The 19323-nt window shown below is 52.3% G+C and carries 19 protein-coding genes; 10 read left to right on the forward strand and 9 right to left on the reverse strand.

Features of this window, described 5'->3' with window-relative positions; genetic code table 11:
- The first annotated feature begins 49 nt into the window (after positions 1 to 49).
- A complete protein-coding gene (yfeX, locus tag FEK42_RS00350) occupies positions 50 to 949 on the forward strand; it encodes a porphyrinogen peroxidase (protein WP_000084590.1) in 900 nt (299 codons plus the stop codon).
- A 238-nt stretch (positions 950 to 1187) separates the two neighbouring features.
- Here the strand turns inward: yfeX and pbp4b are convergent, their stop codons facing one another.
- Genes pbp4b through murQ form a run of 3 tightly spaced genes read right to left on the reverse strand, consistent with a single transcriptional unit; the run spans position 1188 to position 4819 of the window.
- Positions 1188 to 2492: a penicillin binding protein PBP4B gene (gene pbp4b / locus FEK42_RS00355; RefSeq protein ID WP_138211697.1), complete on the reverse strand. Its 1305-nt coding sequence runs from the start codon at positions 2490 to 2492 to the stop codon at positions 1188 to 1190.
- Between the two features lie 2 nt (positions 2493 to 2494).
- Entirely contained in the window at positions 2495 to 3919 is a 1425-nt protein-coding gene (gene murP, locus FEK42_RS00360; RefSeq protein WP_135492874.1) for a PTS N-acetylmuramic acid transporter subunit IIBC, read from the reverse strand.
- Between the two features lie 3 nt (positions 3920 to 3922).
- A complete protein-coding gene (gene murQ, locus FEK42_RS00365) occupies positions 3923 to 4819 on the reverse strand; it encodes an N-acetylmuramic acid 6-phosphate etherase (RefSeq protein WP_130207386.1) in 897 nt (298 codons plus the stop codon).
- Positions 4820 to 4990: 171 nt separating this feature from the next.
- Here murQ and murR point away from each other — a divergent pair, with 171 nt between their 5' ends.
- The 7 genes from murR to cysM all read left to right on the forward strand — a co-directional run bounded on the left by murR (position 4991) and on the right by cysM (position 11797).
- Positions 4991 to 5848, forward strand: coding sequence for an HTH-type transcriptional regulator MurR (murR, locus tag FEK42_RS00370; protein WP_131162080.1), 858 nt, complete (start codon positions 4991 to 4993; stop codon positions 5846 to 5848).
- A gap of 128 nt (positions 5849 to 5976) precedes the next feature.
- The gene (ucpA, locus tag FEK42_RS00375; protein WP_000517431.1) at positions 5977 to 6768 is read left to right on the forward strand and encodes an SDR family oxidoreductase UcpA; all 792 of its coding nucleotides are present in this window, start codon (positions 5977 to 5979) and stop codon (positions 6766 to 6768) included.
- A 172-nt stretch (positions 6769 to 6940) separates the two neighbouring features.
- Positions 6941 to 7957: a thiosulfate/sulfate ABC transporter substrate-binding protein CysP gene (cysP, locus tag FEK42_RS00380; RefSeq protein WP_000290223.1), complete on the forward strand. Its 1017-nt coding sequence runs from the start codon at positions 6941 to 6943 to the stop codon at positions 7955 to 7957.
- Positions 7957 to 8790 carry a sulfate/thiosulfate ABC transporter permease CysT gene (cysT, locus tag FEK42_RS00385; protein ID WP_135492873.1) on the forward strand — a complete coding sequence of 278 codons (834 nt, stop codon included), beginning with the start codon at positions 7957 to 7959 and terminating at the stop codon, positions 8788 to 8790. Before cysP ends, cysT begins: the two co-directional genes overlap by 1 nt.
- Positions 8790 to 9665 carry a sulfate/thiosulfate ABC transporter permease CysW gene (cysW, locus tag FEK42_RS00390; RefSeq protein WP_064526347.1) on the forward strand — a complete coding sequence of 292 codons (876 nt, stop codon included), beginning with the start codon at positions 8790 to 8792 and terminating at the stop codon, positions 9663 to 9665. Before cysT ends, cysW begins: the two co-directional genes overlap by 1 nt.
- Positions 9655 to 10752, forward strand: a complete 1098-nt coding sequence (gene cysA / locus FEK42_RS00395; RefSeq protein WP_135492872.1) for a sulfate/thiosulfate ABC transporter ATP-binding protein CysA — start codon at positions 9655 to 9657, stop codon at positions 10750 to 10752. Before cysW ends, cysA begins: the two co-directional genes overlap by 11 nt.
- 133 nt (positions 10753 to 10885) lie before the next feature.
- Positions 10886 to 11797, forward strand: coding sequence for a cysteine synthase B (cysM, locus tag FEK42_RS00400; RefSeq protein ID WP_130207378.1), 912 nt, complete (start codon positions 10886 to 10888; stop codon positions 11795 to 11797).
- Between the two features lie 2 nt (positions 11798 to 11799).
- Here cysM and FEK42_RS00405 read toward each other — a convergent pair whose 3' ends face one another.
- Positions 11800 to 12168, reverse strand: coding sequence for a YfeK family protein (locus tag FEK42_RS00405; protein WP_000719945.1), 369 nt, complete (start codon positions 12166 to 12168; stop codon positions 11800 to 11802).
- Positions 12169 to 12271: 103 nt separating this feature from the next.
- On the opposite strand from FEK42_RS00405, the gene pdxK reads away from it, so the two are divergent.
- On the forward strand, positions 12272 to 13123 hold the full coding sequence (gene pdxK / locus FEK42_RS00410; protein ID WP_130257428.1) for a pyridoxine/pyridoxal/pyridoxamine kinase: 852 nt from the start codon (positions 12272 to 12274) through the stop codon (positions 13121 to 13123).
- Positions 13124 to 13164: 41 nt separating this feature from the next.
- On the opposite strand, the gene crr is transcribed toward pdxK, so the two are convergent.
- The 5 genes from crr to cysZ form a co-directional block, all read right to left on the reverse strand.
- The gene (gene crr, locus FEK42_RS00415; RefSeq protein ID WP_000522247.1) at positions 13165 to 13674 is read right to left on the reverse strand and encodes a PTS glucose transporter subunit IIA; all 510 of its coding nucleotides are present in this window, start codon (positions 13672 to 13674) and stop codon (positions 13165 to 13167) included.
- A 40-nt stretch (positions 13675 to 13714) separates the two neighbouring features.
- Positions 13715 to 15442 (reverse strand): phosphoenolpyruvate-protein phosphotransferase PtsI, encoded by a 1728-nt coding sequence (gene ptsI / locus FEK42_RS00420; protein ID WP_000623129.1) that lies wholly within the window; start codon positions 15440 to 15442, stop codon positions 13715 to 13717.
- A gap of 44 nt (positions 15443 to 15486) precedes the next feature.
- The gene (ptsH, locus tag FEK42_RS00425) at positions 15487 to 15744 is read right to left on the reverse strand and encodes a phosphocarrier protein Hpr (RefSeq protein ID WP_000487600.1); all 258 of its coding nucleotides are present in this window, start codon (positions 15742 to 15744) and stop codon (positions 15487 to 15489) included.
- 382 nt (positions 15745 to 16126) lie between these two features.
- Positions 16127 to 17098, reverse strand: coding sequence for a cysteine synthase A (cysK, locus tag FEK42_RS00430; RefSeq protein WP_000034402.1), 972 nt, complete (start codon positions 17096 to 17098; stop codon positions 16127 to 16129).
- 184 nt (positions 17099 to 17282) lie between these two features.
- Positions 17283 to 18044 carry a sulfate transporter CysZ gene (cysZ, locus tag FEK42_RS00435; RefSeq protein ID WP_130207372.1) on the reverse strand — a complete coding sequence of 254 codons (762 nt, stop codon included), beginning with the start codon at positions 18042 to 18044 and terminating at the stop codon, positions 17283 to 17285.
- Between the two features lie 229 nt (positions 18045 to 18273).
- Here cysZ and zipA point away from each other — a divergent pair, with 229 nt between their 5' ends.
- Positions 18274 to 19254 (forward strand): cell division protein ZipA, encoded by a 981-nt coding sequence (gene zipA, locus FEK42_RS00440; protein WP_130260672.1) that lies wholly within the window; start codon positions 18274 to 18276, stop codon positions 19252 to 19254.
- Positions 19255 to 19323 lie beyond the last annotated feature (69 nt).

Genomic DNA, 19323 nt, shown 5'->3' on the forward strand with positions numbered 1-19323 from the left:
GCCCAACAATGCCACGGATTGCGTGGCATTATTATTTTCAGGAGGAACAATGTCTCAGGTTCAGAGTGGCATTTTGCCAGAACATTGCCGCGCGGCGATTTGGATCGAAGCCAACGTAAAAGGGGAAGTTGATGCCCTGCGTGCGGCCAGTAAAACATTTGCCGACAAACTGGCAACTTTTGAAGCGAAATTCCCGGACGCACATCTTGGTGCAGTCGTTGCCTTTGGTAACAACACCTGGCGTGCTCTGAGCGGCGGCGTTGGTGCCGAAGAGCTGAAAGATTTTCCGGGCTACGGCAAAGGTCTTGCGCCGACCACTCAGTTCGATGTGTTAATCCACATTCTTTCTCTGCGTCATGACGTAAACTTTTCTGTCGCCCAGGCGGCGATGGAAGCCTTTGGTGACTGCATTGAAGTGAAAGAAGAGATCCACGGCTTTCGTTGGGTGGAAGAGCGTGACCTGAGCGGCTTTGTTGACGGTACAGAAAACCCGGCGGGTGAAGAGACGCGTCGCGAAGTGGCGGTTATCAAAGACGGCGTGGATGCGGGCGGCAGCTATGTGTTTGTGCAGCGTTGGGAGCACAACCTGAAGCAACTCAACCGTATGAGCGTTCACGATCAGGAGATGATGATCGGCCGTACCAAAGAAGCCAACGAAGAGATTGATGGCGACGAACGTCCGGAAACTTCTCACCTGACCCGTGTTGATCTGAAAGAAGATGGCAAAGGACTGAAGATTGTTCGCCAGAGCCTGCCGTACGGCACCGCCAGTGGCACTCACGGTTTGTACTTCTGCGCCTACTGTGCGCGTCTGCATAACATTGAGCAGCAACTGCTGAGCATGTTTGGCGATACCGATGGTAAGCGTGATGCGATGTTGCGTTTCACCAAACCGGTAACCGGCGGCTATTACTTCGCGCCGTCGCTGGACAAGTTGATGGCGTTGTAAGCGTTTCTGATTCGATGATTAAAGGCCAGCCAATAGCATTACTGACTGGCTTCAGATTGTTGATAAAGTGCGCGTTGTACACGCCGGATGCGACGTAAACGTCTTATCCGGCCTACAAATCGTGCAAATTCAATACATTGCAGGGGGCGCGTAGGCCTGATAAGCGTAGCGCATCAGGCAGTATTGCGTTTGTCAGCAGTCTCAGGCCAGCCAGTAACAAAACTGACTGGCCTTTTTATTACTTCTGCTTTAACGCCGCATACACCTGATCAACCACCCAACCATAAGTTGCAATCGGTAACTGACCGCTTTCGAACATATTGGGATTTTTTTGTGGATCGGCAACTGGCGAATGGGGCTTGTTGCTTAACATCACAATCGCCATATGATTGACCGGATCGATAACGGTTACCATCCCTGTCCAGCCAGTGTGACCGTAGGTTTGCGGGCTTGCCAGCGTGCCAAACGTCGGCGTCATGGTGGCATTACCATTCACGCGCCAGCCAAGGCCAAAAGTGGCGTCCTCCTTTGAGCTGGTGGTGAACATCTTCACCGTTTCCGCACTGAACAGCTTCACATCGCCATAGCCACCGCCGTTCAGCATCGTTTGCATTAACACCGCAATATCGCCGGTATTGGAAAACAAACCTGCGTGTCCGGAAACGCCGCCCATCGAATAGAACGCTTTTTCATCGTGCACCTGACCCCAGATAGTGGAGGTGCGGATATTCGGAAAGTGGATCACGCCATCGCGGGTATTGCCGTTCAGTTCCGTCGCGGCAATTTGCTGCGGTTTAAAGCCTTTCAGCAGCGGGTTAAATACCGTATGCGTCAGGCCGAGCGGGCGATAAATCGACTCTTCAACATAGCGGTCAAGCGGCTGACCGGTAACCGACTCGACGATAAATCCAAGCAGCATATAATCGACATCGCTGTAGATATGCTTGCTGCCGGGCTGATACTCCAGCGGCGTGCGCTTGATCATCTCCAGCGTCTGGCCTTTATCCTGCGAATATAACGCGCCAGCGACCGCTTTATTCGGGTATTGTGGGTCCGCCGGGAAACCGCCGCTGTGATGCAGCAGATCAGAAATCCGCAGCGTGTTTTTGCCTTTGATGGTGTCATTTGGACTGTCGGCAAACCCTGGAATATATTTCGCAATCAGATCGTCAGGATGCAGTTTGCCTTCGCTCATCAGCTTTTGCAGAGCGAAGTTAGTGGCGTACATTTTGGTATTTGAGGCCAGGTCATACAGCGTCTCGGTGGTGGCTTTTACAGGCTGCGCCATCAACACGCTGCCATCGTACTTTTTCGCCATCCCCCAGGCTTTGCGATACACAATCTGATTATCTTTAATAATCAGTAGGTTTACGCCAGGATAACCGGCATCAACTTGCTGGTTAATCCAGCGATCCATCTGGTTAAGCCGTTCGACATTGAACCCTGCTTTCTCTGGCGAACTTTCTGTCAGAACAGGGTATTTTGCGGCGCTGGCGCTACAGCTGACAGCCAGCAGAGAAAGATAGAGCATTGTCCGTTTCATAATCAGTCCAGATTGACGTTACGGCAGCCAAAGAGCGTGGTGAAAATAAATCCACTAACCCATGCCACCAGAATCCCACCTGCATATACCGCCATTGCCGGAAGGATACCTTGAGCGGAAGTCATCAGCGGCAGCGCCACCAGGCCAGACGGTCCGAAGGCGCTGTTTAAGCCCATTGGCAGACCCCACCAGGCTATCAGCCCGATAAACAAACCGCCCGCCGCGCCGCCTAAACAGGCGGTAACAAACGGCTTCATGCGGGGCAGGGTGACGCCGTAAATCAACGGTTCACCAACGCCCAGCAGGCCGGGAATTATCGCCCCGCGCACCTGACTGCGTAGTGCACTGTGCGGTTGCGCCCGCCAGTAGAGCGCCATCGCCGCGCCCACCTGGCCCGCGCCCGCCATCGAAAGGATGGGAAATAAGCTGTTGAACCCCTGACTGTCCATTAAAGCCAGATAAACAGGAATGAAGCCCTGATGCACGCCAAACACCACGGCGATCAGGAACAGCCCGGCTAAAACCGCACAACCGAGCGGATTACTGTTCAGGTGCATAAACAGCCACGACATACCTTCGAATAACCAGCCGCCCAGCGGCATAATGATCAGGTACGCAAGCGTAGCGGTGATCAACAGAGTGATTAACGAGGTCAGCAGCATGTCGAGATCGTCCGGCATAAAGCGGTGCACCATGCCTTCAATGCGGGCGCAGGCCCAGGCGGCAATCAACACGCCGATAATATTGCCGCGCGGATCGATGGGTAGACCGAAGAAATCGTGAAATCCGGCGTAGTAACCAGTAGTGGCAGCAGGGTTATAACCGAGCAAAAAGAGCGCGGCGATAATTGCGCCATTGACGCCCGTGCCGCCGAACGCCTGGGCCGCGTTATAGCCCACCAGAATTACCAGGAAGGTGAACAAGCCTTTGCTGAACACCTTCATAAAATTCAGCGCATCGGGCAGCGTTCCCTGAGCATCTGCCGGAACATGCATCACCGTGGCGATTAGCGTCGCTATCCCCAGCAACAGACCCGCAGCAATAAAACCGGGGATCAGCGGCGTAAAGATGGTGGCGAATTTGGCGAGAAATTGTTGCACGCCGGAAGTTTGTCTGGCTTTTAACTGGCGTTTATTCTGGGCGGCGATCTCCGCGGCATCCTGTATCGGTGCTTCGCCCAGCAACTCGCTCATGGCTTTTGCGGCACGATGCGCTTTGCCCGGCCCAAAAACCACCTGCACCTGATCGCTGGTCAAAATGACGCCCTTTACGCCTTCCAGGGTTTTGATATCGGGATCAACCAGTGAACTGTCATGTACACCCAGACGCAGACGCGTCATACAGTTACCACAGCTGGCGATGTTACCCGGGCCACCGACCCGGGTAAGAATGGTGTTCAGAAGTTCACTGCTGATCTCTTTAGCCATGGGTTATTCCTTTTCCAGAGCTTTGCGAATAAAGCCGCCGTGTTGATCCAGGCGTTTTTTAGCTTCTGCGGCATCGAGATTTTTCAGCACCATCACAATAGCCGTTTTACAATGGCGGTCGCAGGCAACCAATGCCGCTTCCGCTTGCTCAGCGCTACATCCGGTGGCGTTTTTAACGATATTGACCTGGCGTACATGCAGTTTTTCATTGGTGGCGACCACATCAACCATCAGGTTACCGAACACTTTGCCTGACTTAATCATCAGCCCGGTGGAGAGCATATTGAGCACCAGTTTCTGCGCCGTGCCTGCTTTCATTCGCGAAGAACCGGTAACCACTTCAGCCCCAACAATCGGCGTAATAGCAAACTCTGCGGTAGTTGAAACGGCGCTCCCCGGATTACAGGAAATTCCCACTGTGCGGCAACCGAGCTGGCGGGCGTATTCCAGTCCGGCAATCACATACGGCGTACGACCGCTGGCGGCAATACCAACCACCACATCCTGTGCCGTTAAATTAATACTTTTCAGATCGTTAACGCCGCCTTCCCGGCTATCTTCCGCGCCTTCCACCGCGTGCTGAATGGCATATTCGCCGCCAGCAATCAAACCAACCACCAGGCCCGGTTTCACGCCGTAGGTCGGCGGACATTCACTGGCATCAAGAATACCCAGACGACCAGAGGTCCCCGCACCGATGTAAATCAGACGGCCGCCGCCGCTCACCTGGGCGTGAATAACATCGATCGCCGCTGCAATATCCGGCAGTACGCGCTCAACGGCGAGTGGTACGGTTTTATCTTCATCGTTGATAATCCGGCACATTTCCAGCGTCGAAACGCGGTCAATTTCAGCCGAGGCGGCGTTCGAGCCTTCGGTAATCATCTTTTCAAGTTGCATCAGTGGTGACCTTAGTATTCACAATCAAATAATTGCAGATTGATGGAATCATATATCTCGATTTGTTAGTTTTAAAGGAATCATTGAGTCTGAAATCACAGAGTGTGAAGAGCGTCAAAGGGCAAAAACCGTGTGCTATGCTGCGCGCAGGATGTGGTGAGGGAGTGGAAGATGTTGTACCTGACAAAATTACGCAATGCAGAAAGTGACTTTACTGAAAATGAGCAAAAGATAGCCGACTTTCTGCAAGCCAGGGTGAGCGAACTGAAATCCGTTTCTTCACGAAATATGGCGAAACAGCTTGGTATTAGCCAGTCGAGTATTGTGAAGTTCGCTCAGAAACTCGGCGCGCAAGGGTTTACTGAATTGCGTATGGCGTTAATTGGCGAATACAGTGCCAGCCGGGAGAAAACGAATGCCACGGCGCTGCACCTGCACAGTTCGATTACCAGTGATGATTCGCTGGAAGTGATCGCGCGCAAACTGAATCGCGAAAAAGAGCTGGCGCTGGAGCAAACCTGCGCGTTGCTCGATTACGCGCGGCTGCAAAAAATCATTGATGTCATCAGTAAAGCGCCATTTATTCAGATAACGGGCCTGGGCGGATCGGCGCTGGTGGGGCGCGATCTGTCGTTCAAACTGATGAAAATTGGCTATCGCGTGGCCTGTGAAGCCGACACACACGTACAAGCCACCGTTTCCCAGGCGCTAAAAAAAGGCGATGTACAAATCGCTATCTCTTACAGCGGCAGTAAAAAAGAGATTGTGCTGTGCGCCGAGGCAGCGCGAAAGCAGGGGGCAACGGTGATTGCCATTACTTCTCTGACTGACTCTCCGCTGCGGCGGCTGGCGCATTTCACGCTCGATACCGTTTCCGGCGAAACCGAATGGCGTAGCTCGTCGATGTCCACCCGCACGGCGCAAAATTCTGTTACCGATTTACTGTTTGTTGGCCTTGTGCAACTCAATGATGTGGAGTCATTGAAAATGATTGAGCGCAGCAGTGAGCTAACACAACGCCTGAAATGATGCATAAAGCAGCGACTGGATTGAGATTTTCCTGAATTAGTGAGCTGATACGCAGCAATATTTTGTTTATCCTGTATTTTCAGAGGGAATGGAGTGTAACGCTCTGTATTAACAAGGAGAGCATTAAAATGGGTAAACTCACGGGCAAGACAGCACTGATTACAGGCGCATTGCAGGGAATTGGCGAAGGAATTGCCAGAACTTTTGCACGTCATGGCGCGAATCTAATCTTGCTGGATATCTCCCCTGAGATCGAAAAGCTGGCGGACGAACTGTGTGGTCGTGGTCATCGCTGTACGGCGGTTGTCGCCGATGTGCGTGACCCGGCGTCGGTAGCCGCTGCTATCAAGCGCGCGAAGGAAAAAGAAGGGCGCATTGATATCCTGGTGAATAACGCAGGCGTTTGTCGCCTGGGCAGTTTCCTCGATATGAGCGATGACGATCGCGATTTCCATATTGATATCAATATTAAAGGCGTATGGAACGTCACAAAGGCGGTGCTGCCGGAGATGATTGCCCGCAAAGATGGCCGCATTGTGATGATGTCTTCGGTCACTGGCGATATGGTGGCCGATCCTGGCGAAACGGCGTATGCCTTAACGAAAGCGGCGATTGTTGGCCTGACTAAATCGCTGGCGGTGGAGTACGCGCAGTCTGGTATTCGCGTAAATGCGATTTGTCCGGGCTACGTGCGCACGCCAATGGCGGAAAGTATTGCCCGTCAGTCGAACCCGGAAGATCCAGAATCGGTGTTGACTGAAATGGCAAAAGCAATCCCGATGCGTCGCCTCGCCGATCCGCTGGAAGTCGGAGAACTGGCAGCCTTCCTCGCATCGGATGAATCCAGCTATTTAACCGGTACACAGAATGTGATCGATGGCGGCAGTACGTTGCCGGAGACGGTTAGCGTCGGCATCTGATTCACCTCTGTTTCCTCCCTGCATTTGTGTGGGGAGGATTTCGTTTTGAACCCGGTTCTTATTCCCTTTTCAACTTCCAAATCACCAAACGGTATATAAAACCGTTACTCCTTTCATGCCCGTTATAAATATGATGGCTATTAGAAAGTCATTAAATATATAAGGGTGCGCAATGGCCGTTAACTTACTGAAAAAGAACTCACTCGCGCTGGTCGCTTCTCTGCTGCTGGCAGGCCATGTACAGGCAACAGAACTGCTGAACAGTTCTTATGACGTCTCCCGCGAGCTGTTTGCCGCCCTGAACCCGCCGTTTGAACAGCAATGGGCAAAAGATAACGGCGGCGACAAACTGACGATTAAACAATCTCATGCCGGGTCATCAAAACAGGCGCTGGCGATTTTACAGGGCTTAAAAGCAGACGTTGTCACTTATAACCAAGTGACCGACGTACAAATCCTGCACGACAAAGGCAAGCTGATCCCGGCGGACTGGCAGTCGCGCCTGCCGAATAATAGCTCGCCGTTCTACTCCACCATGGGCTTCCTGGTGCGTAAGGGCAACCCGAAGAATATCCACGACTGGAACGATCTGGTGCGCTCCGACGTGAAGCTGATTTTCCCGAACCCGAAAACGTCCGGTAACGCGCGTTACACCTATTTAGCCGCGTGGGGCGCAGCGGATAAAGCCGACGGTGGCGATAAAGCCAAAACCGAACAGTTTATGACGCAGTTCCTGAAAAACGTTGAAGTGTTCGATACCGGCGGTCGTGGCGCAACCACCACTTTTGCCGAGCGCGGCCTGGGCGATGTGCTGATCAGCTTTGAATCGGAAGTGAACAACATCCGTAAACAGTATGAAGCGCAGGGCTTTGAAGTGGTGATTCCGAAAACCAATATTCTGGCGGAATTCCCGGTGGCGTGGGTCGATAAAAATGTGCAGGCCAACGGTACGGAAAAAGCAGCAAAAGCCTACCTGAACTGGCTCTACAGCCCGCAGGCGCAAACCATCATCACCGACTATTACTACCGCGTGAATAACCCGGAAGTCATGGACAAACTGAAAGATAAATTCCCGCAGACCGAGCTGTTCCGCGTGGAAGACAAATTTGGCTCCTGGCCGGAAGTGATGAAAACCCACTTCACCAGCGGCGGCGAGTTAGACAAGCTGTTAGCTGCGGGGCGTAACTGATGTTTGCAGTTTCATCAAGACGCGTGCTGCCGGGCTTTACCTTAAGCCTTGGCACCAGTCTGCTGTTTGTGTGCCTGATTTTATTGCTGCCGCTCTCCGCGCTGGTGATGCAGCTCTCTGAGATGAGCTGGGCGCAGTACTGGGAAGTGATCACCAACCCGCAGGTGGTCGCGGCCTACAAAGTGACGCTGCTGTCGGCGTTTGTGGCTTCGATTTTTAACGGTGTTTTCGGTCTGCTGATGGCGTGGATCTTAACCCGTTATCGCTTTCCGGGCCGCACGCTGCTTGATGCACTGATGGATTTACCCTTTGCGTTGCCGACGGCGGTGGCCGGTTTGACGCTGGCCTCGCTCTTTTCCGTGAATGGTTTTTACGGTGAATGGCTGGCGAAGTTTGATATCAAAGTCACCTACACCTGGCTGGGGATTGCGGTAGCGATGGCCTTTACCAGCATTCCGTTTGTGGTGCGTACTGTGCAGCCGGTGCTGGAAGAGTTAGGCCCGGAATATGAAGAAGCGGCAGAAACGCTCGGCGCAACGCACTGGCAGAGTTTCTGTAAAGTGGTGCTGCCGGAGCTTTCTCCAGCGTTAGTGGCGGGTGTGGCGCTGTCGTTTACCCGTAGTCTTGGTGAATTTGGCGCGGTGATATTTATCGCCGGGAACATCGCCTGGAAGACGGAAGTGACGTCGCTGATGATTTTTGTTCGCTTACAGGAGTTTGATTACCCGGCGGCGAGCGCGATTGCCTCGGTGATCCTCGCGGCATCCCTGCTGCTGCTGTTCTCAATTAATACTCTGCAAAGTCGCTTTGGTCGGCGTGTGGTAGGTCATTAATGGCGGAAGTTACCCAATTGAAGCGTTATGACGCGCGCCCGATTAACTGGGGCAAATGGTTTCTGATTGGCATCGGGATGCTGGTTTCGGCGTTCATCCTGCTGGTGCCGATGATTTACATCTTTGTGCAGGCGTTCAGCAAAGGGCTGATGCCAGTTTTACAGAATCTGGCTGACCCGGACATGCTGCACGCCATCTGGCTAACGGTGATGATTGCGCTGATTGCCGTGCCGGTGAACCTGGTGTTCGGCATCCTGCTGGCCTGGCTGGTGACACGTTTTGATTTTCCTGGGCGTCAGTTGCTGCTGACGCTGCTGGATATCCCGTTTGCCGTCTCTCCGGTGGTCGCGGGCCTGGTGTATCTGCTGTTCTACGGCTCTAACGGCCCGCTGGGCGGCTGGCTTGATGAACATAATCTGCAAATTATGTTCTCGTGGCCGGGAATGGTGCTGGTCACTATCTTCGTCACCTGCCCGTTTGTGGTGCGCGAGTTGGTGCCGGTGATGTTAAGCCAGGGCAGCCAGGAAGACGAAGCGGCGATTTTGCTTGGCGCGTCTGGCTGGCAGATGTTCCGCCGCGTCACATTGCCGAATATTCGCTGGGCGCTGCTTTATGGCGTGGTGCTGACCAACGCCCGCGCGATTGGCGAGTTTGGCGCGGTATCGGTGGTTTCCGGCTCGATTCGCGGCGAAACCCTGTCGCTGCCGTTACAGATTGAATTGCTGGAGCAGGACTACAACACCGTCGGCTCCTTTACCGCTGCTGCGCTGTTGACGCTGATGGCGATTATCACCCTGTTTTTAAAGAGTATGTTGCAGTGGCGCCTGGAAAATCAGGAAAAACGCGCGCAGCAGGAGGAACATCATGAGCATTGAGATTGCCAATATTAAGAAGTCGTTTGGTCGCACCCAGGTGCTGAACGATATCTCACTGGATATTCCTTCTGGTCAGATGGTCGCATTGCTGGGGCCGTCCGGTTCCGGGAAAACCACGCTGCTGCGCATTATTGCCGGGCTGGAGCATCAAACCAGTGGGCATATTCGCTTCCACGGCACCGACGTCAGCCGTCTGCACGCGCGCGATCGTAAAGTCGGTTTCGTGTTTCAGCATTACGCGCTGTTCCGTCATATGACGGTGTTCGACAATATCGCCTTTGGCCTGACGGTGCTGCCGCGTCGCGAGCGCCCGAATGCCGCGGCGATCAAAGCGAAAGTGACAAAATTGCTGGAGATGGTGCAGCTTGCCCATCTGGCGGATCGTTATCCGGCCCAGCTTTCCGGCGGCCAGAAACAGCGTGTAGCGCTGGCGCGCGCGCTTGCCGTGGAACCGCAAATTCTGCTGCTCGATGAACCGTTTGGCGCGCTGGATGCGCAGGTGCGTAAAGAACTCCGTCGCTGGCTGCGTCAGCTGCACGAAGAGCTGAAATTCACCAGTGTATTCGTTACCCACGACCAGGAAGAGGCGATGGAAGTCGCCAACCGCGTGGTGGTGATGAGTCAGGGCAATATCGAACAGGCTGATGCGCCGGACCAGGTATGGCGCGAACCAGCGACCCGTTTTGTGCTCGAATTTATGGGCGAAGTAAACCGCCTGCAGGGAACCATTCGCGGCGGGCAGTTCCACGTTGGTGCACATCGCTGGCCGCTGGGGTATACGCCTGCGTATCAGGGGCCGGTGGATCTCTTCCTGCGCCCGTGGGAAGTGGATATCAGCCGCCGCACCAGCCTTGAATCGCCACTGCCGGTCCAGGTGCTGGAAGCCAGCCCGAAAGGGCACTACACCCAATTAGTCGTGCAGCCGCTGGGGTGGTACAACGAACCGCTGACGGTCGTGATGCATGGCGACGACGCCCCGCAGCGTGGCGAGCGTTTATTCGTTGGTCTGCAACATGCGCGGCTGTATAACGGCGACGAGCGTATTGAAACCCGCGATGAGGAACTTGCTCTCGCACAAAGCGCCTGATAGGTTGAGTGAATGTTAAACGCCCGGAGGCGCTTCCCGCGATCCGGGCTTTTTAATGGCAAGGTTTGTAACCTGTAGGCCTGATAAGACGTGCAAGCGTCGCATCAGGCAACACCACGTATGGACAGAGATCGTGAGTACATTAGAACAAACAATTGGCAATACGCCTCTGGTGAAGTTGCAGCGAATGGGGCCGGATAACGGCAGTGAAGTGTGGTTAAAACTGGAAGGCAATAACCCGGCAGGCTCGGTGAAAGATCGTGCGGCGCTATCGATGATCGCCGAGGCGGAAAAGCGCGGGGAAATTAAACCGGGCGACGTGCTGATTGAAGCCACCAGTGGCAATACTGGCATTGCGCTGGCGATGATTGCCGCGCTAAAAGGCTATCGCATGAAATTGCTGATGCCGGACAACATGAGTCAGGAACGCCGTGCGGCGATGTTGGCTTACGGCGCGGAACTGATTCTGGTTACCAAAGAACAGGGCATGGAAGGAGCGCGCGATCTGGCGCTTGAAATGGCAAATCGTGGTGAAGGCAAGCTGCTCGATCAGTTCAATAATCCCGATAACCCTTATGCGCATTACACCACCACCGGGCCGGAAATCTGGCAGCAAACTGGCGGTCGCATTACCCATTTTGTCTCCAGCATGGGGACGACCGGCACCATTACCGGCGTGTCACGCTTTATGCGTGAGCAATCCAAACCGGTGACCATTGTCGGCCTGCAGCCGGAAGAGGGCAGCAGTATTCCCGGCATTCGCCGCTGGCCTGCGGAATATCTGCCTGGCATCTTTAACGCTTCGCTGGTGGATGAGGTGCTGGATATTCATCAGCGCGATGCGGAAAACACCATGCGCGAACTGGCGGTGCGGGAAGGGATTTTCTGCGGCGTAAGCTCTGGCGGTGCGGTTGCTGGCGCGATACGCGTGGCAAAAGCTAACCCTGGCGCGGTGGTGGTGGCGATCATCTGCGATCGCGGCGATCGCTACCTTTCCACCGGGGTATTCGGGGAAGAGCACTTTAGCCAGGGGGCGGGGATCTAAGATTATTGCGCAGGCACTGTTTTATCCGTCTGCGCAATCAGTGCATGTAAAAAAGGTTGCGCATTTTCATCGCTCTTACCGGGCATCTTCACGATGTAAGGCTTCCCGGTAATCGATGATGACGAGGCAACCTTATCAATAAATTGTTCGGCAGTGTCAATGCGGTTTCGGGTGTTGCCCAGCTTCAGGCGCAGGTGGGAAACCGCTTCATCGCAGGTATGTTCATCGCCGTTGCGCACAAATATCAAATCCTTTTTCTGTGCTAATCCCTCCAGCATGGCGTTGATGCGGGCTTCTTCGTGGGCAGTTAACTTCGCGTAAGCGGGGAGTGTCATCAACAGCGTAATGACCAGACAAATGATTTTCTTCACTGAATTACCATATCCTTGTTTTGTGATAGCCGATTTGACTGCCAAAATCAGGTAAAGTTTCGGTTGGGATGCGATGAGGATCATCGGCAAGGAGAAAAATTAAATGAGTAGTTTGTTGTTGTTTAACGATAAGAGCAGAGCGTTGCAGGCGGATATTGTCGCTGTGCAGTCGCAGGTGGTGTATGGCAGCGTAGGCAACAGCATTGCCGTGCCTGCTATTAAACAGAACGGCCTGAATGTCTTTGCCGTGCCGACCGTGTTGCTCAGCAATACGCCACATTATGATACGTTCTACGGTGGTGCGATTCCGGATGAATGGTTTAGCGGCTATTTACGTGCACTACAGGAGCGTGATGCGCTGCGCCAGCTGCGCGCTGTCACCACCGGCTATATGGGAACCGCGTCGCAAATCAAAATACTTGCCGAGTGGCTGACTGTATTACGCGAAAACCATCCTGACTTATTGATTATGGTCGATCCGGTCATTGGCGATATTGATAGCGGTATCTACGTCAAACCTGATCTTCCGGAGGCGTATCGGCAATATTTGTTGCCACTGGCGCAGGGAATTACGCCAAATATCTTTGAGCTGGAAATCCTGACCGGTAAAAACTGCCGCGATCTCGACAGCGCCATTGCCGCAGCAAAAAGTTTGCTTTCAGACACATTAAAATGGGTGGTTATTACCAGCGCCTCTGGTAACGAAGAAAATCAGGAGATGCAGGTGGTGGTGGTCAGTGCCGACAGCGTGAATGTCATTTCCCATTCTCGGGTAAAGACGGACCTTAAAGGAACAGGCGATCTGTTTTGCGCCCAGCTCATCAGTGGCTTGTTGAAAGGTAAGGAATTAACTGACGCGGTACATAGCGCAGGCTTACGCGTACTGGAGGTGATGCGCTACACCCAGCAACATGAGAGCGATGAATTGATTTTGCCGCCGTTGGCGGAAGCATAAAAAATGGCGCCGATTGGCGCCATTTTTCACTGCGGCAAGAATTACTTCTTGATGCGAATAACCGGGGTTTCGCCCACAGTCACGCTACCGGACAGTTTGATCAGTTCTTTGATTTCGTCCATGTTGGAGATAACAACCGGAGTCAGGGTAGACTTGGCTTTCTCTTCCAGCAGCGGGAGATCGAATTCAATCACAGTATCGCCAACTTTCACGCGCTGACCTTCTTCAGCAATACGCTTGAAGCCTTCGCCTTTCAGTTCAACAGTGTCGATACCGAAGTGAACGAACAACTCAACGCCGCTATCAGATTCGATGGAGAACGCGTGGTTGGTTTCAAAGATTTTACCAATGGTGCCGTCAACCGGAGCGACCATTTTGTTACCAGTTGGTTTGATAGCAATACCATCACCAACGATTTTTTCCGCAAAAACGACATCCGGCACGTCTTCGATATTGACGATCTCGCCAGAGAGCGGAGCAATGATCTCAATAGTTCCAGTATCCTTCTTGTCGTCGGAAACCAGAGATTTCAGTTTATCGAACAAACCCATGATCTTCTCCTAAGCAGTAAATTGGGCCGCATCTCGTGGATTAGCAGATTGTTTTTTCTTCAATGAACTTGTTAACCAGCGTCATTAACTCGTCCGTTGTCGGTTGAGCAAGAGCCTGCTCTGCTAACACCTTCGCATCTTCGAAGTTCGTGTTACGGATAATCTTCTTAATGCGCGGGATAGAAATGGCGCTCATAGAGAATTCGTCCAGACCCATCCCCAGCAACAGAAGTGTAGCACGTTCATCGCCAGCAAGCTCACCACACATACCTGTCCATTTGCCTTCAGCATGAGAAGCATCAATAACTTGCTTGATCAAGTTCAGCACGGACGGTGACATTGGCTGGTAAAGGTGTGAAATCATATCATTACCACGGTCAACTGCCAGAGTGTACTGCGTTAAATCATTGGTGCCGATACTAAAGAAATCAACTTCTTTGGCTAAATGACGCGCAATTGTCGCGGCAGCCGGTGTTTCCACCATTACGCCAATTTCAATTGACTCGTCAAACGCTTTACCTTCGTCGCGCAGTTCCTGTTTGTAGATTTCGATCTCTTTGCGCAGTGCACGCACTTCTTCAACAGAGATGATCATCGGGAACATGATGCGCAATTTACCGAAAGCAGAGGCACGCAGGATAGCGCGAAGCTGATCGCGCAGGATCTCTTTACGATCCATCGCGATACGGATAGCACGCCAGCCGAGGAACGGGTTCTCTTCTTTCGGGAAGTTCATGTACGGCAGCTCTTTATCGCCGCCAATGTCCATGGTACGAACAATAACTGCCTGTGAGCCACACGCTTCAGCCACAGCTTTGTAAGCAGCAAACTGTTCTTCTTCGGTTGGCAGCGCGTCGCGGTCCATGAACAGGAATTCGGTACGATACAGACCAACGCCTTCAGCGCCGTTACGCTCTGCACCTTCAACGTCACGAACAGTACCGATGTTAGCGCACACTTCGACCTGGTGACCGTCCAGCGTAATTGCTGGCAGATCTTTCAGTTTAGCAAGCTCTGCTTTTTCAGAAGCAACTTGCTCCTGAACGGCGCGCAGTTTATCAATAACTTCATTGGTTGGATTGACGTAAACTTGATTGTTTACGGCATCCAGAATCAGATAGTCGTCGTTTTTCACCTGAGAGGTGACGCTACCGGTACCCACGATGGCTGGCAGTTCCAGAGAACGCGCCATGATAGAGGTGTGGGAAGTCCGGCCACCCGCGTCGGTGATGAAACCCAGCACCTTCTTCAGGTTTAGCTGTGCGGTTTCAGACGGCGTCAGGTCAGCGGCAACCAGGATTACTTCATCCTGAATGGCGCTCAGGTCGATGATCTTCAGCCCAAGGATGTTGCGCAGCAGGCGCTTACCGATATCACGTACGTCGGCCGCACGCTCTTTCAGGTATTCGTCATCCAGTTCTTCCAGGGCAGAAGCCTGACCTTCGATAACTTCATGAGCAGCTGCATCAGCGGTCATGTGCTTATCTTTAATCAGGGCTATGATTTCCTGCTCCAGCTCCTCATCTTCGAGCAACATAATATGCCCTTCGAAGATGGCTTCTTTTTCTTCACCGAACGTTTCACCAGCTTTCGTTTTGATCGTTTCCAGCTGGGCAGATGCCTTGGCACGACCGCTCAGAAAACGTTCAACTTCCTGATCAACCTGGTCGGCAGAAATTTTTTTCCGGTCAATGACGATTTCGTCTTCTTTCAAAAGCAGAGCTTTACCGAAAGCGATACCCGGGGATGCTAAAATGCCTGAAATCATAACCCTACCTTACTTGTGACTGATTTTTAAAAGAACCCGGGAAATTACTCGAGTTCCGCCATCAGTTTAACCAGATGTTCAACCGCTTTTTGCTCGTCTTCGCCTTCTGCAGAGATAGTCACAACGGTGCCTTGAGTCAGGCCCAGAGTCTGCAGTTTGAACAGGCTTTTGGCGCTGGCGCTTTTGCCGTTAGAAGTCACAGTAATTTCAGAAGTGAAGCCCTTAGCTTCTTTTACAAACTGGGCAGCAGGGCGGGTGTGCAGACCGTTCGGAGCGGTAATGGTAACTTCTTGCTGGAACATTGTATTTCCCCAACTTATAGGTTTAGTGTTGTGGAACTAAAGTCTAGCCTGGCGGTTCGACTTTAGCCTGTATTGTTAGCGCCAGTTTTAACAGACGCGACGCACGAAGTGCTCTATACAGTCCATTGCTGGCGGATGTTGGCCGCTGACGTTTCGTTCATCATTAAACATTATGCCGCTAAAGGAAGACTTGAACCAAATCATAAAATCGATTCAGCTAAGGCTTTTCCTGTAACGATTAATTTCGCGCATCAAAATAATTAGTCAGGTTAAATACCAGTTCCGACAAGTTGAATCAATGCCAGGAGGGGTGAAAGTTTGAAGCAGGCCACAAAAAAGCACCTGAAAAGGTGCTTTTTTACGCATTTCTAACAAGCTGGCATTACTGTTGCAATTCTTTCTCGGTAAAGAGATCGGCAAACAGTGCAGTGCTTAAATAACGCTCACCCGATGATGGAAGAATAACCACAATATTCTTATTGGTAAAGCTTTCATCTTCTTGTAGTTTCAACGCCGCAGCAACAGCCGCGCCGGAAGAGATCCCGGCAAGAATGCCTTCTTCTTCCATCAGGCGACGCGCAGTAGAGATGGCTTCTTCATTGGTGATGCCAATAACTTTGTCGACCAGTTTGAGATCAAGGTTAGCCGGGATAAAGCCAGCACCGATGCCCTGGATTTTATGCGGCCCGGGTTTGATTTCTTCACCTGCCAGCGCCTGGGCGATAACGGGAGAGTCGGTTGGTTCTACGGCAACAGAGATGAGGTCAGTCTTGCCTTTGGTGCCTTTAATGTAGCGGCTGACGCCGGTCAGCGTACCGCCAGTGCCGACACCAGCAATAAACACATCGACCTGACCGTCAGTATCTTCCCAGATCTCCGGGCCGGTGGTTTTTTCATGAATTTCCGGGTTTGCCGGGTTGCTGAATTGTTGCAGCAGCAAGTATTTTTCTGGATTGCTGGCAACAATTTCCTCCGCTTTTTGAATCGCACCTTTCATGCCTTTAGCACCTTCGGTCAGCACCAGGTTTGCACCTAACGCTTTGAGCAGCTTGCGGCGTTCAATACTCATGGTTTCCGGCATGGTCAGAGTGAGTTTATAACCGCGAGCGGCAGCCACATACGCCAGTGCAATCCCGGTATTGCCGCTGGTTGGCTCCACCAACTCAACGCCCGGCTTCAGTACGCCGCGTTTTTCGGCATCCCAAATCATATTGGCACCGATACGGCACTTAACGCTGAAGCTGGGGTTTCGGGATTCCACCTTCGCCAGAATACGTCCGTTACCGATGCGATTCAGGCGAACCAGCGGTGTGTGACCGATAGTCAGCGAGTTATCTTCAAAAATCTTACTCATGGCCTGTCCTTAACTGTATGAAATTGGGATACAACAGGTAGCATACCCGCTCAGAGAATATGCGGAAGTAAGGATTTAGCATATCTATATGCAGAAGGGAAATAATGGCTCGCAAGATGGAATAAGGGGCGGCATAAGCCACCCCTGTTCCACACATAATGTTTACAAAATAATCGGTAAATTGTTACCGCCATAATGCATGTTTAGCGCGGTAGCAATCGACCCACATCGCCGTAGCGCCACAAACGGCCACCGGCATGATGAACAGGTTGAGTACCGGGATCATCGTGAACAAGCTGGTTAAAGCACCAAACTGCATATTAGTGATTTTGCGCGTGCGCAGGGCAGTGCGCATCTCTTTGAATGGCACTTTGTGGTTATCGAACGGATAGTCGCAGTACTGGATGGCTAACATCCAGGCGCTGAACAGGAACCACAGCACCGGTGCGACGGTTTGCCCAATGCCAGGGATGAAGTAAAGGATCAGCAATACAATCGCGCGCGGCAGATACCAGGCAAACTTTTGCCATTCACGTTTCATAATCCGCGGCACATCTTTCATGATGCCGAAAATACCGGTATCCGGTGGCGTAGCGCCAGTCAGTCTTGCTTCCAGTTGTTCAGCCAACAAACCGTTAAATGGTGCGGCAATCCAGTTGGCGATGGTGGAGAAAAAATAGCCAAAAACCAGTAGCACGGAGATAACCGCTACAGGCCACAGCAAATAGCTCAACCATTGCAGCCAGTCAGGTACGTGACTCATTAACGACGGGATCCAAACATCCAGCTGGCTAAAGAGCCACCAGAACGCGCCTCCCATCAACAAGATATTGATCAACAGCGGTAAGATGACAAAACGGCGAATCCCAGGTTGCGAGACGAGCTTCCAGCCTTGCGCAAAATAGTAAAAACCGCTGCGTGAGGCAGATGTGAATGTTGAAACCATAATCAGGATATGCTCCTTTTGACCAATCCCAGGAAAGTTCTGCGTATTTTACCGGGTATTTGCGCAATGGACAGTTAGGATATGTTCGAAAAACCAGCAAAAAGCACGATTTCATCTATCTTTGTGCTGTGAAAGTTAATAGTGCACTTGCACTTGAGGTAATCGACAAATACTCTTAGTGAGTAAATGTTTGCCGTGGTGGCAAGGTGTTAGAACAACAGAGAATATAATGATGCAGGATTTGCGTCTGATATTAATCATTGTTGGCGCGATCGCCATAATCGCTTTACTGGTACATGGTTTCTGGACCAGCCGTAAAGAACGATCTTCTATGTTTCGCGATCGGCCACTAAAACGAATGAAGTCAAAACGTGACGACGATTCTTATGACGAGGATGTCGAAGATGATGAGGGCGTTGGTGAGGTTCGTGTTCACCGCGTAAATCATGCCCCGGCTAACGCCCAGGAGCATGAGGCTGCTCGTCCGTCGCCGCAACACCAGTACCAACCGCCTTATGCGTCTGCGCAACCGCGTCAACCGGTTCAGCAGCCGCCTGAAGCGCAGGTACCGCCGCAACATGCTCCGCATTCAGCGCAGCCTGTTCAGCAACCGCAGCCAGTGCAACAACCGCAGCCAGTACAGCAGCCGGCTTACCCGCCGCAGCCTGAACAGCCGGTTGTTTCGCAGGTGCCTCCAGCTCCGCAGCCTACTTTCCAGACCGCGGAACCTGTAGCGGCACCGCAGCCTGAACCTGTAGCTGAACCAGCGCCTGTGATGGATAAGCCGAAGCGCAAAGAAGCGGTGATCATCATGAACGTCGCGGCGCATCACGGTAGCGAGCTGAACGGTGAACTGCTTCTTAATAGCATTCAACAGGCGGGCTTTATCTTTGGCGATATGAATATTTATCATCGCCATCTTAGCCCGGATGGCAGCGGCCCTGCGTTATTCAGCCTGGCGAATATGGTGAAACCGGGAACCTTTGATCCTGAAATGAAGGATTTCACAACGCCGGGTGTCACTATCTTCATGCAGGTGCCGTCTTACGGTGATGAACTGCAAAACTTCAAGCTGATGCTGCAATCCGCGCAGCATATTGCCGATGAAGTAGGCGGCGTAGTGCTTGACGATCAGCGCCGTATGATGACTCCGCAGAAACTGCGCGAGTATCAGGACATCATCCGCGAAGTCAAAGACGCCAACGCCTGATACACTTAGGGCAAATCAACTTCTTTTCGAACCCCCGCTTGTCGGGGGTTTTTAGCATTGATGGTGCGA

It is taken from the genome of Escherichia sp. E2748, from assembly GCF_005781125.1.
GTDB lineage: Bacteria > Pseudomonadota > Gammaproteobacteria > Enterobacterales > Enterobacteriaceae > Escherichia.

Coding starts and splice junctions, on each gene's coding strand:
- pdxK (WP_130257428.1), top strand. CDS start 12,272: ATGAGTAGTTTGTTGTTGTTTAACGATAAGAGCAGAGCGTTGCAGGCG.
- yfeX (WP_000084590.1), top strand. CDS start 50: ATGTCTCAGGTTCAGAGTGGCATTTTGCCAGAACATTGCCGCGCGGCG.
- crr (WP_000522247.1), bottom strand. CDS start 13,674: ATGGGTTTGTTCGATAAACTGAAATCTCTGGTTTCCGACGACAAGAAG.
- zipA (WP_130260672.1), top strand. CDS start 18,274: ATGATGCAGGATTTGCGTCTGATATTAATCATTGTTGGCGCGATCGCC.
- cysP (WP_000290223.1), top strand. CDS start 6,941: ATGGCCGTTAACTTACTGAAAAAGAACTCACTCGCGCTGGTCGCTTCT.
- cysW (WP_064526347.1), top strand. CDS start 8,790: ATGGCGGAAGTTACCCAATTGAAGCGTTATGACGCGCGCCCGATTAAC.
- ucpA (WP_000517431.1), top strand. CDS start 5,977: ATGGGTAAACTCACGGGCAAGACAGCACTGATTACAGGCGCATTGCAG.
- ptsH (WP_000487600.1), bottom strand. CDS start 15,744: ATGTTCCAGCAAGAAGTTACCATTACCGCTCCGAACGGTCTGCACACC.
- murP (WP_135492874.1), bottom strand. CDS start 3,919: ATGGCTAAAGAGATCAGCAGTGAACTTCTGAACACCATTCTTACCCGG.
- pbp4b (WP_138211697.1), bottom strand. CDS start 2,492: ATGAAACGGACAATGCTCTATCTTTCTCTGCTGGCTGTCAGCTGTAGC.
- murR (WP_131162080.1), top strand. CDS start 4,991: ATGTTGTACCTGACAAAATTACGCAATGCAGAAAGTGACTTTACTGAA.
- ptsI (WP_000623129.1), bottom strand. CDS start 15,442: ATGATTTCAGGCATTTTAGCATCCCCGGGTATCGCTTTCGGTAAAGCT.
- cysA (WP_135492872.1), top strand. CDS start 9,655: ATGAGCATTGAGATTGCCAATATTAAGAAGTCGTTTGGTCGCACCCAG.
- cysK (WP_000034402.1), bottom strand. CDS start 17,098: ATGAGTAAGATTTTTGAAGATAACTCGCTGACTATCGGTCACACACCG.
- murQ (WP_130207386.1), bottom strand. CDS start 4,819: ATGCAACTTGAAAAGATGATTACCGAAGGCTCGAACGCCGCCTCGGCT.
- cysZ (WP_130207372.1), bottom strand. CDS start 18,044: ATGGTTTCAACATTCACATCTGCCTCACGCAGCGGTTTTTACTATTTT.
- cysT (WP_135492873.1), top strand. CDS start 7,957: ATGTTTGCAGTTTCATCAAGACGCGTGCTGCCGGGCTTTACCTTAAGC.